The sequence below is a fragment of the Sphingomonas benefaciens genome (assembly GCF_052907485.1).
On record NZ_JBREIC010000001.1, the window covers coordinates 1242311 to 1254617 of the forward strand.

Genomic DNA, 12307 nt, shown 5'->3' on the forward strand with positions numbered 1-12307 from the left:
ACCTTCGTTCCTGTCGTTCCGGGCGCGTAGCGACAAACTGCGCCGCAGAATTGCGGCGTTTCGTCGCGATGTCTGGCGGTCGATTATTTGGGAGGACGGCTCGGGCGCTGTTGCAACGCCGGAAAAGGCCCGCTAAGGGCGTCGCTCCCGGCCATGCCGGGTTCGGAGTGCGGGGCTGTAGCTCAGATGGGAGAGCGCTGCAATCGCACTGCAGAGGTCAGGGGTTCGATTCCCCTCAGCTCCACCACCCACTCCGACGACGCCGCGTCGACCGCGCGCAATACCCCATCGATGACTCCCGCCATCATGCGATTGACCCGGTGCCACGCCCGCGCGTTACAGGGGCGATGACCGCCGTTCCGATCCCCGCCGCGACGCTGATCCTGTTCCGCGAGGCGGCGGCCGGACCACCCGAGATATTGATGGTCGAGCGCGCCGCAGCGATGGCCTTCGCGCCTGGTGCCATGGTCTTTCCCGGCGGCCGGATCGATCCGGGTGATCATGCCCTCGCCGAGGCGCAGGGCCGAAGCGACGACGCGGCGGCACGGCTCGCCGCGATCCGCGAGACGATCGAAGAGGCTGGCGTCGCCATCGGCCTTTCTCCCTCGCCCGACGCGACGGCGATCGGACAGCTGCGCGCCGCGCTCCACGCTGGCCGGCCGTTCGCCGCGGCGCTGGCCGCGGCCGGGATGACGCTCGACCTCTCGACGCTCACCCCGTTCGCGCGCTGGCGCCCCAACCATCGCACCACCCGCCTGTTTGACACGCTCTTCTTCCTCGCCCGTGCGCCCCTGTCGGCGCAGGCACAGGTCGACGGTACGGAGAATCGTCGGCTGACCTGGACGACCGCCGCGGCGATGCTCGCCGCCGCCGATGCCGGCCGCGCGACGATCATCTACCCCACCCGCCGCACGCTCGAACGGTTGGCGCGCTTTGCGACCTATGAGCAGGCCGTCGCCGACGCCGCCGCGCATCCGATCCGGGCGATCACCCCGTTCATCGCCAGCCGCGACGGGGTCGCTCATCTCTGCATCCCCGACGATCTCGGCTTCCCGGTCACCGCCGAGCCGCTCGACCAGGCCAGTCGCGGCTGATGCGCGCGCTGCGCCGGACGATCGCGGCGCTCGCCATCCTGCTGCTGCTGGCCGCCGCCGCGTTGCTGATCTGGGCGCTGGCGCGCGGCCGGCCACAGGATCTGCCGTGGACAAAGCTCGATCTCGGCGCGCCGATCGGCCTGTCGACCGGACGCAAGCTCACCGCGCTCGGGCGCGATGCACCGCAATGCCGCGCGTTGCTCACCGACGCCGGCGTCCGCTTCACTAATTTGCCAACACGGCGCGATGGCGCCAGCTGCGGCTATGACGAAGCGGTGCGCTTCGTCGCCGGCGGGGCGCGGACGATCGCCTTCCGACCCGCCGGCCTCGGCACCAGCTGCGCCGTCGCCGCCGCATTGGCCGTATGGGAATGGGATGTCGTCCAGCCCGCCGCCCGCCGCCGCTTCGGCAGCCGCGTCGTCGGGATCGACCATTTCGGCAGCTACGCCTGCCGCCGCCTCTACGGGCGCGACAGCGGCAATTGGAGCGAACACGCCCATGCCAATGCCGTCGATATCGCCGGCTTCCGCCTCGCCGATGGACGCCGCATCACGGTACTGCGCGACTGGACCGGCGACGATCCACAACGCGCCGCCTTTCTGCGCGAGGTCAGGGACGGCGCCTGCGGCCTGTTCGCCACGACCCTGTCACCGGATTACAACGCCGCGCACCGCGATCATCTTCATCTCGACCAGGCGGATCGCGGCGCGATCGGCTGGCGCGCCTGCCGCTGATCGATCGCCGCCCCCCGGCAGGCGATCGATCGCATCCTCAATGCGACAGCGTCGCCGATCCCGTGTCGACCTTCTCGACCCATTTTGGGAAGAACGCCGGCTGGCGGTTCGACCAGCCCGACGCGGTCGCCGCCGCCTCGCTGATCGACTGCAACAGCTTGCGCCGCAGTTCCGGATGCAGATGCGGCAGCGCCGCCGCCGCGCAGAAGGCGCTCGGCAGCCACGGCCGCACCTCCGCCCCGACCAGCCGCTCGTACAGGAAGCGGAAGGCGGAGAAGCTGGTCAGCCGCCCCTGCCCCAGGTCGAAGGCCGCGATCGTGACCAGCGGCGCCAGAAACGGCTCCATCTGGGTCAGGTCGGCGTCGTCGGGCACACGCTGGCGCAGTTCGGGCAGGGCGCGGTACAGACGCGCCTGCGCCCGGATGCTCGCCGCCTCGACGACGTCGCGCGACCAGCGCGCCATCGCATCGTCGCGGTCCAGTCCGATGTCGAGGCTGCGCCGGATATAGCGCTGCGTCGACGACGCGAACCCCGCGAACTCCTTCATTTCGGCCAGCGTCATCGCGCCTTCTGCCGGTCTTCTGCTTGCACTCATCGCCGTCACCCCGCCCGCTGCCTGTCCGTCGATCGCGATCATGCCCGCACATGGTTAACAGGGTGCTGAACAGACCTCGGTCGACGTCATAAAAGGATCACGAAACCCTGTTGCGGCGCAACATTCGATACGACGAACCGAGTGCAGCTCGTCGCAAATGTCGCCGGGTGGTGATTTCCCGCCACAGATGGTGGGCAAAGCTGCCGGAATATATTGCCCATAATGAGAGAGGCGGCCGCCCCTCCGGGCAACCGCCTCCTTACCTCGATTCGATAAAGCTTATTGCTGCAAACGCTTTTCCGCTTCCTCGTCATAGCCCGAGGAAGGGGCTGGGCCGTTGTTATGCACCGGCTGCGTGGATGCGGGCGGATCGCTGGCGTCCATCGATTCGTCGAGCGCATTGTCTAGCCGCGCATCAGGATTTTCGGGGTTACGCTCCAGCCGCTCGCTGATCGACCGATCCTGGCCCGCGTCCTGCCGCTCGTCGCGCTCCTGGTTGCCGGCATTGGGCGGGGTAACCGCCAGGCTGTCCAGCGCCTTGTCGTCGATACCGGTCATGTCATCCTCCTCAGATGGCGTACGCAGGCAAAAACGATGCCGAGATCATTTCCGTTCCGCTCAGCGCAATACGCCTCCTGATGGCAGAGGGATGCTTATTACGGCCTTGGAACAAATCCCCCGGGATAGGCGATCATAGGTAGTTATCTACCAGGGAGGAGATGCAAATGTCTGATTATCGCACCGACACCGACGCCACGGTAGTCCATCGCCGTGGCGGCAGCGGCCGTATCGTCGCCGCCATCGTGGGCATCATCGCGCTCATCGTCATCGTGCTGTTCGCGACCGGATTCTGGAGCGCCAAGGTCACCAAGACGGGCTCGCTGCCGGAGGTCTATGTGTCGACAAAGGGCGGCTCGTTACCGAAAGTCGATCTCGACTCGAAGAAGATCGTCGCCGGCACGAAGCAGACCACCGTCGACGTCCCCAAGGTCGAAACCGAGAAGAAGAGCATCTCGGTGCCGGTCGTCGGCGTGACCAATGGCGATACGGACAAGAAGTAAGCACGCATAGGCCGGTTGCCGGGCTGAAGGCCTGGCTGACGGACGGATCGAAGCCGTCGCCATGGGAAATGGCGACGGCTTTTCCGTATCGTGTTCCCGTACAAAGGGCGTGATGCGCCGCTGCTCGCGAGCCCGATGCCAGCGCCAAGAAATGCCTGGAGCATATGGAAGGGCGCGACGTCATCCCGTAATCGGCGGCCTGTCCCGCACGCCTCCCAGGATCTGCTCAGCCCGCCGTCACCGTGACGCTCTGCCGCTGCAGGAACGCCTCGCCGAAGATGGTCAGGAAGGCGATGTCGGTCGCGTCTCGGCCGACGCAGACGCGGGCGATCGACTCCGGCGTCGCCATGCCGGTCGCGTCGACCAACCGCCACGCGCCGCCCAGCCATAATTCGGCGACCGCATGGAAATCGGGCGGATCGACGCCCGGTGCATAAGCGGCGACGCAGCGTGCCGGTATCTCCCCCGCCCGCGCCAGCGCGACCAGCAGATGCGCATAATCGCGGCAGACACCGTTGCGGCTGGCGAACGTGTCGAGCGCCGTCGTCGTCCCCTGACTCGAACCGGCGCGATAGGTCAGCGCGCCGCCGACCCAATCGACCAATGCCGCCGCCAGCGCCCCTCCCGCCAGAACGGGGAATTCGCCGCGGACGAACCCCTCGAACTTCTCGGCCTGGCAATACCGGCTCGGCAACAGATACGGCACCAGCTCGCCAGGGAGCATGCGCACCGGTGTCGCCGGCAGCGTGGCGAGATCGTCGGCCTGCCGCGCGATCTCCACCACCGCCCGATATTCCGCGGTCAGCCGTCCTTCGACTTGCGCCCAGCAGCGCTGGCCGATGCCGTCCTCGCCGCGCACCGCGGCGATGGGCAGGTCGCTCCACACCGTCAGCGCCTGCTCGGCCAAGCGCTGGTCGGGCATCGCCGCGACCTCGATCTGCAGCAGCACGTCGGTCGGTCCGCCGACGATGGCATAGTCCAGGTCGGCGGCGATCGTCAGGCGCATGACGCGCTCCCTTTAGTGAGGACGGGCGAAACAAAAGGCCCGGCGGATCGCCGCCGGGCCTTCGCAAGGGATCACCGCGATGCCGCGGATCAGTTGCGCTGCGAACCGAACAGCCGCAGCACGAACAGGAACATGTTGATGAAGTCGAGGTACAGCGACAGCGCCGACAGGATCACCGCCTTGCCGACCATGTCGGTGCCAGCCACCTGAAAATACAGGCTCTTGGTGCGCTGCGTGTCATAGGCGGTCAGCCCCGCGAACAGCAGCACGCCGACGATGCTGATCACCAGCGCGAGCGGGCCCGACTGGACGAACAGGTTGATCAGGCTGGCGACGATCAGGCCGACCAGACCGACGATCAGGAAGGTGCCGAGCGCCGACAGATCCTTCTTGGTGGTATAGCCGTACAGGCTCAGCGCCGCGAAGCCCGCCGCCGTGGCGAAGAACGCGCCGGCGATCGAGGTGCCGCTGTACACCAGGAAGATCGTCGACAGCGACAGGCCCATCAGCACCGCGAACGCCCAGAACAGCAGCTGCAGCGTGCCGGTCGAGAAACGGCCCTGGCCGAAGCTCATCGCGAACACCACGCCGAGCGGCGCCAGCATCAGGATCATGCGCAACGCGCCATTGGCGAACACCGCCTCCGCCGCGCCCGAATAGGCGAAGCCGAGCGCGACGATGCCGGTCAGCAGCACGCCCGACGTCATGTAATTGTAGACCGACAGCATGTACGAGCGCAGACCCGCGTCATAGGCGCCGCTGCGCGCGGCCCCTGCGCGCGGGGCGCCGAACGGCGCGGCGCTCTGCCGGGGGTCGGACCAGTTAGCCATGGTATCCAAAACTCCTTTGCCCGGCATGATGCCGGTTAACCCGGAATATCGCCCCCGGGCGGCCGCTTTTCAAGCGGTGGCTGAGCGGCGCGCAGTCGCCCGCAACAGAATGTTACAGACCCGCCGGCGCCGCGCGTGCTCCGGCGATTGCCACCGCCGGCGGGCTTGGGCACACACGGCCAGTCCCTCGCCTCTTGCCGCCGGTCCGTCATGCCCCGCCTCTTCGTCGCGCTGCGCCCGCCCCCCGAGATTCGTGCCCGACTGCTGACCCTGGCCGGCGGCATTCCCGGCGCACGCTGGCAGGATGACGAGCAACTTCACCTCACGCTGCGGTTCATCGGCGATGTCGATCGGCCGCTGGCCGAAGACGTCGCCGCCGCCCTCGCCGCCGTACACGCACCGGCGCCGACGGTGACGATCGCCGGGGTCGGTTGCTTCGCTCATCGCGGCCGCACCGACACCTTGCTGGCGACGGTGGCGCCGTCGGATCCGCTCCACCATCTGCAGCGCAAGACCGATCAGGCATGTGTCCGCGCCGGCCTGCCGCCGGAACGGCGCGCCTTCCTCCCGCATGTCACGCTGGCGCGCTTCGGGCGGAGCGCCGGCACCGCGCCGGAGATCGAGGCCTGGCTGTCGGTCCACGCCGGACTGTCCTGCCCGCCTTTCACTGCCGGTCACCTCATCCTCTACGAAAGTCACCTCGGGCATGAGGGTGCGCGCTACGACGCCGTCATGCGCTGGCCGCTTGCGGGGTAGCTTTCGGGAACCCGCCGGGTCATGACGGGTTCGTAAGGATCATCTCGGGAGTTTCGACCATGCGCGCGCTGTTCCTGGCCGGTTGTGCCGCCCTGACGCTTTCCGCCTGTGACAAGGGCCATGACATGGTGACCGGCACGCCGATGGCCGGCGGCGCCCGCGCGACGGCGATGCTGCACACCGCGACCGGCGCCGACGCCGGCCGCGCCACCGTGACGGAAGTGACCGGCGGGTTGCGCTACACGCTCGACGTCAAGGGTCTGCCGGCGGGCACGCACGGCGCCCATATCCACATGACCGGCCGTTGCGACGCGCCTGACTTCACCACCGCGGGCGGTCATTGGAATCCCGACCAGAAGAAGCACGGCACGATGAACCCGCAGGGGCCGCACGAGGGCGACCTGCCCAATCTGACGGTCGGCACGGATGGCCGCGGCACGCTGGGCGTCACCATTCCCGGCCAGACGCTGGCCGGCCTGCTCGACGCCGACGGCGCGGCGATCGTCGTCCATGCCGGCCCCGACGATCTGATGACCGATCCGTCGGGCAACAGCGGCGGCCGCATCGCCTGCGGCGTGTTCGCCCCGGCCTGACCGTTCGGACGGTCGGCCATCGCGAGGGACGGCCGACCCAACTACAGCCGTAAAATTGCCTCACCCGCGCGCCAGCCGGTCGCGGATGCCTGGACGTGCGAGTCGCCGGACGCAGCAACCTTTTGCAGCGAACGTCTGGTTCGACACATCATTGCTCATTTCGCGCCGCGAAAGCACGTCAGTGTTGCACAAAGGCCGCATCGGCTGCGATTCTGACCGGAATCGTCCAAACGGCAAAATCTTCCTTGCACTCTCGCAAATCTGAAACATAGTTGTTCCGCCTACCGTATACGGTTGGTCTTTTCAGACGCTGGGGAGCGTCAAAGAGGGGAACAAGGATGACGAACATCAAGCGGGGCCTCCGCAAGGGGCTTCTCGCATCAGCGCTCTGCGGCCTGATGACAACGACCGGCCTGGTCGCGCTCGCACCCAGTGCGTCAGCGCAGGGATTCACCAGCTTTGCGGCGACCGGCACGGTCGTCGACACCAATGGCAAGCCGATCGAAGGCGCGACGGTCACGATCCGTTCGGTCGGCCAGGGTTTCACCCGCTCCGCAACCACGACAAAGGGCGGTGCTTATCTGATCCCCGAATTGCAGAACGGCGACTATGACTTCACGGTCGAGGCACCTGGCTTCGACGCTTATGCCGAATCGGCGGTTCGGCTCGCCGCCGGCGCATCGTCCAACCAGTTTCGCCTGGGCGCGGCAGGTGGCGACATCACCATCACCAGCAAGCGCATCAAGACGACCGACTTCGACCTGACCACCACCGGCCAGATCATCAACGTTGCGGACATTGCCACACGCCTGCCGATCGCGCGTAGCCTGACCGCCATCATTCTACAGGCGCCGGGGACGGCGGCAGGTTCGGGCGCCTTCGGCGGCTTACCCTCGGTCAACGGGTCGGCGGTTTCGGAAAATGCCTATTTCGTCAACGGCCTCAACATCTCCGATTTCCGCAAGAGCCTGTCGCCGGCGGGTGTCCCATTCGAGTTGTATCAGACGGTGGAAGTGAAGACCGGCGGCTTTGCCGCTGAATTCGGTCGCACCACCGGCGGCTTCACCAGCGCGACCACCAAGTCGGGTTCGAACGACTTCCACGGCGGCGTCCTGTTCACCTGGAATCCGAACAAGCTGCGCTCATACGGCCGCGACACCTTCGGATCGGACAATGACGGCGGCACCAGCGATTCACGCTCGACGATTTTTCAATTGTCCGGCCCGATCTGGAAGGACCATCTGTTCTTCTACGGCCTGTACCAGGCCCGCGACAATACGAGCAGCGGTGCCGGCCGCCAGTTCCTCGGCGATCCGCGGACCAGCGACGTGTCCAATCCGGCAAAGTATCTCGGGACCAGCCGCAGCTATTACTCGACGCACTCGCCGTTCTGGGCGGGCAAGGTCGACCTCGTGGTCACCGACGGACAGCGCCTCGACTTCACCTATTTCAGCACCGTGGGCAACGACGTCAACAGCACCTACGGCAACACCGTCACCGCCGCGAACCGGTACAACTACCTGACCAACACCGATGGCCCATACAGCGGACGCACCCTGTCGACCTACGGCGGCAACAACTATGTCGCACGCTATACCGGCGTGATGACGAAGTGGCTGACGCTGTCGGCCGCCTATGGACGTAACGAGAACAACTACAATTATCAGTCGTTCAACGCGACCAACACGATCGTGCCGGGCGCCGGCGACTATCGCGATCCGCTCGTCAGCAAGACGCTGACCGTTGCCGGCGGCAGCCAGGGAATCAGCGAGGATACGCGGAAGTTCTACCGCGGCGACGCCGATCTCTACTTCAACCTGCTCGGTTCGCATCACGTCAAGGGCGGTTACGATCGCGAGGAGCTGTCGTCGAACTCGCTCTACCTGCCGTCGGGCAATGGCATCGGCTACAGCATCTACCGTGCGGACGCGAGCAACAGCTACGGCCTCGCCGTTGGCACCGACTATGTTCAGCAGAGCGTCTATCGGCAGTCCGGCGTCTTCAAGTCGCTCAATAGCGCCTACTATATCGAGGACAGCTGGTCGTTGTTCTCGAATCGACTCAACCTCAATCTTGGCCTGCGCAACGACCGCTTCACCAACAACAACGCGCTCAACCAGACCTTCTACCGATCGGGCAATCAATGGGGGCCGCGTCTTGGGTTCACCTTCGATCCGATCGGTGACCAGCGTGACAAGATCTACGGCAGCTTTGGCCGCCTGTTTATCCCCGTTGCGTCGAACACCAACATCCGTCTGACCGGTGGTGAAACCTATTTCATCCGAACCAACCTGTACGCCGGATTGAACAGCAGCAACATTCCGATTCTCGGTGCGCCAGTGCTCTATTCCGGTGCGGCGGCCTGCCCTGACGACAAGGTGCTCAATTGCTCGGTCACCGGAAACGGTCAGCCGAAGGAGGCAGCCTCCACCGTGTCCTCGACGCTGAAACCGCAGTCGGCGGATGAGTATATCCTCGGATACGAGAAGCGGATCGGCGCACGCTGGCGGATCGGTGCCTTCTTCACCTACACCAAGCTGAACGAAGTATTGGAGGACGCCGCCATCGACGGCGCGATCAACAATTACTGCGTCCAGCAGAAGATCAGCGGTTGTTCGTCGCTCTGGGGCGGGTTCGATCAATATGTGCTGATCAATCCGGGCAGTGGCGCCACCGTCCAGCTCGCCTATCCGATCAACGGTGAAAGCACGCCACGCACCGTCTCGTTCACTGCGGCGCAACTCGGCTATCCGAGGGCGGTGCGCACCTACAAGGGCATCACCTTCGAAGCTCATCGTGAGTTCGATGGCGTGTGGAGCTTCGACGGCTCGTACACCTATTCGAAGACGATCGGGAATTACGAAGGTGGCGTGAAGACCGACAACGGCCAGAGCGACACCGGCCTGACCACCGACTTCGACCAGCCCGGCCTGGTCAACGGCACCTACGGCTATTCCCCGAACGATAAGCGCCACGTGATCAAGCTGGCGGGCAGCTACCTGTTCTTTGACAGCCTCAATGTCGGCCTCAACGTCCAGGCCTATGCGCCGCGGCGGTTCGGTTGCCTTGGTCGCGTGCCCAAGTCGGTCGATCCCTATGCTTATGCCTATGGCGCCGGCGGCCTTTATTGCCAGGTCAATGCGGATGGCTCGATCAATACCGACCCGTCGGTGACCGCGCCCGTTCAGCTGATCCAGCGCGGCTCCGTGTTCAAGAGCGACTGGCTGATCACCAACGATCTGGACATCAGCTACAAGTTCAACGTCGGCAAGGCGGCGATGACGCTGCGCGGTACGGTGTTCAACGTGCTGAACCGCCAGGCGGTCGTCAGCCGCAGCGAGTATGGCACCGACAGTCAGGGTCGCGCGTCGCCCTATTACAGGACGATCAACGGTTATCAGACCCCGCGCAACGCGCGCCTCCAGCTGTCGTTCGACTTCTAAATTCAGAGTTCCGAGCGGCTGCGTTATCCCTCGCTGCCATCGGCCACACTGCCGGTCCCGCATCACCGCGGGGCCGGCCTTTTTATGGGATCAGGCCCGCGCCTGGCGGCGGGCGCCCTGTTCCAGGCGGCGGAGCAGCGCCTCGATCGACGGCGGTTCGTTCGTCTCCGGACGGACCGGCAGTTCGACGGTGGCGATCCGCTCCCCCTGGCCGAGCGCCACCGGCGTGCGGAGCGGGGCGACCGGACGAATCGGTTCGCGCGGCGCATCCGGCACCGCTTCGGGGTGGAAGGCGGCGAGCGGCTGATCGAGGTCGGCGGGCAAGGCGCGCTCGACCGGCGGTACGGGCGGCGACGGCGAGGTGGCGAGCGGCGCCGGCAGGATCTCGACTGCCTGCGTCAGGGCCTCCGCCACCACGGCAGCAGGCGTCGCGTCCACGACCTCGGCCGATGCCGGAGTCGGTGGCGGCAGCGGCGCACCGAGATCGGCGGCGGACAGCGGCCGGCGCGACGGCGCGTCGGGATGCGCATCGGCGCGGCGCAGCACCGGCGCGCCCGCCTCGCCCGGCGTGTCCTTGCGGCCGAACACCCCGCCCACGCCGAACAGCAGGAACAGCGCCGACCAGCTCACCGCAGCGGCGACGCAGCCCGTGCCCAGTGCCAGCACCATCCGCGCGGTGGTGCCGAGTGGCGGCTGCGCCACCGGCACCAGCGCGGCGACGCCGCTTCGCCACACCCAATCCTCCAGCGTCCCGCCCGGCACCAGCAGGAACAGCGCCGCCACCGCCCCGCCCGCGATCGCGCCACCGACGGGCGCGATCCAGGGGGCGACGGCAGAGAGGGTCAGGTGCGGGCGGAAGAACGCGGCCATGATCGATCCAGTCTTGCGGCGGTGAGCCTTTGGTAAATCGGTTCGTAACGCCAAATATTTGACGACCAGTTACGCTCCTCCTCGACGAAGCGGCGCGCCCGGCCGCGGCGCGCCTCCCAGTCCGTTCGGTCGGCGAGCAGGCCGGCGAGCGCGGTGGCGATCGCCGCGGGATCGTCGGGTGCGAACAGCGTGCCTGTATCGCCCTCGCCGGCCCCCGCGCCGCCCCCGTCACCGCCAAAACGGATCAGCTCGCGATGCCCGCCGACGTCGGACGCCGCGACCAGCCGCCCCTGCGCCATCGCCTCCAGCGGTTTAAGCGGCGTGACGAGGTCGGTCAGTCGCATCCGTTTGCGGGGATAGGCGAGCACGTCCACCAGCGCATAATAGCGCTCCACCTCGGTGTGCGGCACCCGGCCGACGAAGCGGATCGCCTGCGCCGCCGGCGACGCCGCCGCCTGTGCGCGTAACGCCGCCTCCATCGGCCCACCGCCGACCAGCAGCAGCCGCGCCCGCGGCCGCGCCGCGACCAGCGCCGGCATCGCCGCGATCAGATCGTCGAGCCCTTCGTAATCGTAGAAGCTGCCGATGAAGCCGATCGTCTCCGCCCCGACCAGGTCGAGCGCCGCGGCCAGCGCCGGATCGCGCGGCACGGGTTCGCCGAACAGCGACAGGTCGACGCCATTGGGCGATACGGTGACCTTATCGGCCGGCACGCCGCGCGCGATAAGGTCGCCGCGCAGGCCCTCGCAGATCACCGTCACCGCGTCGGCGCGCGCCACCGCCCAATTTTCCATCGCCCGCGTCGCGCGATACCGGGCCGATCCCTCGCGCCCGGTGCCGTTGCCGACCGCCGCATCCTCCCAGAAGGCGCGGATCTCATAGACCAGCGGCAAGCCCCGCCGCCGCGCGACCAGCCAGGCGGCGACCGCGTCCAGCGCGGGCGAATGCGCATGCAGCACGTCCGGACGGAACGACTCCACCGCCGCGTCAATCCGCCGCGCGAAGGCGCGGATGCCGCGCGCCTCGCCGACCGGCCCGGTGCCGCCGACCGGCGGCGTCCGGTGAAAGGTGATGCCGTCGACCGATTCGACCGCATCGGCGCAGGCACCCTGCCGCGGCCCGGTGACCGCCGCCACCTGCCAGCCGCGCGCCTGCTGCGCCTTCAGGATCGCGCGCGTGCGAAAGGTATAGCCGCTCTGCAGCGGCAGGCCGTGATCGAGGACGTGGAGGATGCGCATGATGCACGCCTTGCCACGATCCCCGTTAACGCCGCGTCAGCGATGGTGGCGGATGGTCGGCTCGCGAACGTGCGAAGCATTCCGGAC

General features: G+C 67.1%; 12 protein-coding genes and 1 tRNA gene. 7 read left to right on the forward strand and 6 right to left on the reverse strand.

All coding sequences use genetic code 11. From position 1 onward, the window contains the following. Window positions 1-171 precede the first annotated feature (171 nt). From ACU5AX_RS06160 to ACU5AX_RS06170, 3 genes are all read left to right on the forward strand, one after another. A tRNA-Ala gene (locus tag ACU5AX_RS06160) sits at window positions 172-247 on the forward strand. A 100-nt stretch (window positions 248-347) separates the two neighbouring features. Continuing rightward, window positions 348-1094, forward strand: a complete 747-nt coding sequence (locus ACU5AX_RS06165; protein ID WP_446690062.1) for an NUDIX hydrolase — start codon at window positions 348-350, stop codon at window positions 1092-1094. Further along, the gene (locus ACU5AX_RS06170) at window positions 1094-1828 is read left to right on the forward strand and encodes an extensin-like domain-containing protein (RefSeq protein WP_446690063.1); all 735 of its coding nucleotides are present in this window, start codon (window positions 1094-1096) and stop codon (window positions 1826-1828) included. The genes ACU5AX_RS06165 and ACU5AX_RS06170 overlap by 1 nt, the downstream gene beginning before the upstream one ends. A 37-nt stretch (window positions 1829-1865) precedes the next feature. Here ACU5AX_RS06170 and ACU5AX_RS06175 read toward each other — a convergent pair whose 3' ends face one another. Next, window positions 1866-2423, reverse strand: coding sequence for a hypothetical protein (locus ACU5AX_RS06175; protein ID WP_198353331.1), 558 nt, complete (start codon window positions 2421-2423; stop codon window positions 1866-1868). Between the two features lie 279 nt (window positions 2424-2702). After that, on the reverse strand, window positions 2703-2981 hold the full coding sequence (locus ACU5AX_RS06180) for a hypothetical protein (protein WP_198352186.1): 279 nt from the start codon (window positions 2979-2981) through the stop codon (window positions 2703-2705). Window positions 2982-3148: 167 nt separating this feature from the next. On the opposite strand from ACU5AX_RS06180, the gene ACU5AX_RS06185 reads away from it, so the two are divergent. Continuing rightward, window positions 3149-3484: a hypothetical protein gene (locus ACU5AX_RS06185; RefSeq protein ID WP_446690064.1), complete on the forward strand. Its 336-nt coding sequence runs from the start codon at window positions 3149-3151 to the stop codon at window positions 3482-3484. 226 nt (window positions 3485-3710) lie between these two features. Here ACU5AX_RS06185 and ACU5AX_RS06190 read toward each other — a convergent pair whose 3' ends face one another. Together ACU5AX_RS06190 and ACU5AX_RS06195 are read right to left on the reverse strand one after the other, a co-directional pair. Further along, a complete protein-coding gene (locus ACU5AX_RS06190; RefSeq protein ID WP_446690065.1) occupies window positions 3711-4490 on the reverse strand; it encodes a transglutaminase-like domain-containing protein in 780 nt (259 codons plus the stop codon). 89 nt (window positions 4491-4579) lie between these two features. Continuing rightward, window positions 4580-5320, reverse strand: coding sequence for a Bax inhibitor-1/YccA family protein (locus ACU5AX_RS06195; RefSeq protein WP_198352183.1), 741 nt, complete (start codon window positions 5318-5320; stop codon window positions 4580-4582). 210 nt (window positions 5321-5530) lie between these two features. Here ACU5AX_RS06195 and thpR point away from each other — a divergent pair, with 210 nt between their 5' ends. From thpR to ACU5AX_RS06210, 3 genes are all read left to right on the forward strand, one after another. Further along, a complete protein-coding gene (gene thpR / locus ACU5AX_RS06200; protein ID WP_446690066.1) occupies window positions 5531-6076 on the forward strand; it encodes an RNA 2',3'-cyclic phosphodiesterase in 546 nt (181 codons plus the stop codon). Between the two features lie 59 nt (window positions 6077-6135). Further along, entirely contained in the window at window positions 6136-6669 is a 534-nt protein-coding gene (locus ACU5AX_RS06205; protein WP_446690067.1) for a superoxide dismutase family protein, read from the forward strand. A 338-nt stretch (window positions 6670-7007) separates the two neighbouring features. Further along, window positions 7008-10112: a TonB-dependent receptor gene (locus tag ACU5AX_RS06210; protein ID WP_446690068.1), complete on the forward strand. Its 3105-nt coding sequence runs from the start codon at window positions 7008-7010 to the stop codon at window positions 10110-10112. A gap of 90 nt (window positions 10113-10202) precedes the next feature. Here ACU5AX_RS06210 and ACU5AX_RS06215 read toward each other — a convergent pair whose 3' ends face one another. Both ACU5AX_RS06215 and ACU5AX_RS06220 read right to left on the reverse strand, forming a co-directional pair. Next, window positions 10203-10982: a hypothetical protein gene (locus ACU5AX_RS06215; RefSeq protein ID WP_446690069.1), complete on the reverse strand. Its 780-nt coding sequence runs from the start codon at window positions 10980-10982 to the stop codon at window positions 10203-10205. Next, a complete protein-coding gene (locus ACU5AX_RS06220; RefSeq protein WP_446690070.1) occupies window positions 10955-12220 on the reverse strand; it encodes a TIGR04063 family PEP-CTERM/XrtA system glycosyltransferase in 1266 nt (421 codons plus the stop codon). The genes ACU5AX_RS06215 and ACU5AX_RS06220 overlap by 28 nt, the downstream gene beginning before the upstream one ends. Window positions 12221-12307 lie beyond the last annotated feature (87 nt).

Bases quoted from the DNA above. Each gene is read 5' to 3' on its own strand.
- ACU5AX_RS06180 (WP_198352186.1), bottom strand. From the start codon at position 2,981: ATGACCGGTATCGACGACAAGGCGCTGGACAGCCTGGCGGTTACCCCG.
- thpR (WP_446690066.1), top strand. From the start codon at position 5,531: ATGCCCCGCCTCTTCGTCGCGCTGCGCCCGCCCCCCGAGATTCGTGCC.
- ACU5AX_RS06175 (WP_198353331.1), bottom strand. From the start codon at position 2,423: ATGAGTGCAAGCAGAAGACCGGCAGAAGGCGCGATGACGCTGGCCGAA.
- ACU5AX_RS06215 (WP_446690069.1), bottom strand. From the start codon at position 10,982: ATGGCCGCGTTCTTCCGCCCGCACCTGACCCTCTCTGCCGTCGCCCCC.
- ACU5AX_RS06165 (WP_446690062.1), top strand. From the start codon at position 348: ATGACCGCCGTTCCGATCCCCGCCGCGACGCTGATCCTGTTCCGCGAG.
- ACU5AX_RS06210 (WP_446690068.1), top strand. From the start codon at position 7,008: ATGACGAACATCAAGCGGGGCCTCCGCAAGGGGCTTCTCGCATCAGCG.
- ACU5AX_RS06220 (WP_446690070.1), bottom strand. From the start codon at position 12,220: ATGCGCATCCTCCACGTCCTCGATCACGGCCTGCCGCTGCAGAGCGGC.
- ACU5AX_RS06205 (WP_446690067.1), top strand. From the start codon at position 6,136: ATGCGCGCGCTGTTCCTGGCCGGTTGTGCCGCCCTGACGCTTTCCGCC.
- ACU5AX_RS06170 (WP_446690063.1), top strand. From the start codon at position 1,094: ATGCGCGCGCTGCGCCGGACGATCGCGGCGCTCGCCATCCTGCTGCTG.
- ACU5AX_RS06190 (WP_446690065.1), bottom strand. From the start codon at position 4,490: ATGCGCCTGACGATCGCCGCCGACCTGGACTATGCCATCGTCGGCGGA.
- ACU5AX_RS06185 (WP_446690064.1), top strand. From the start codon at position 3,149: ATGTCTGATTATCGCACCGACACCGACGCCACGGTAGTCCATCGCCGT.
- ACU5AX_RS06195 (WP_198352183.1), bottom strand. From the start codon at position 5,320: ATGGCTAACTGGTCCGACCCCCGGCAGAGCGCCGCGCCGTTCGGCGCC.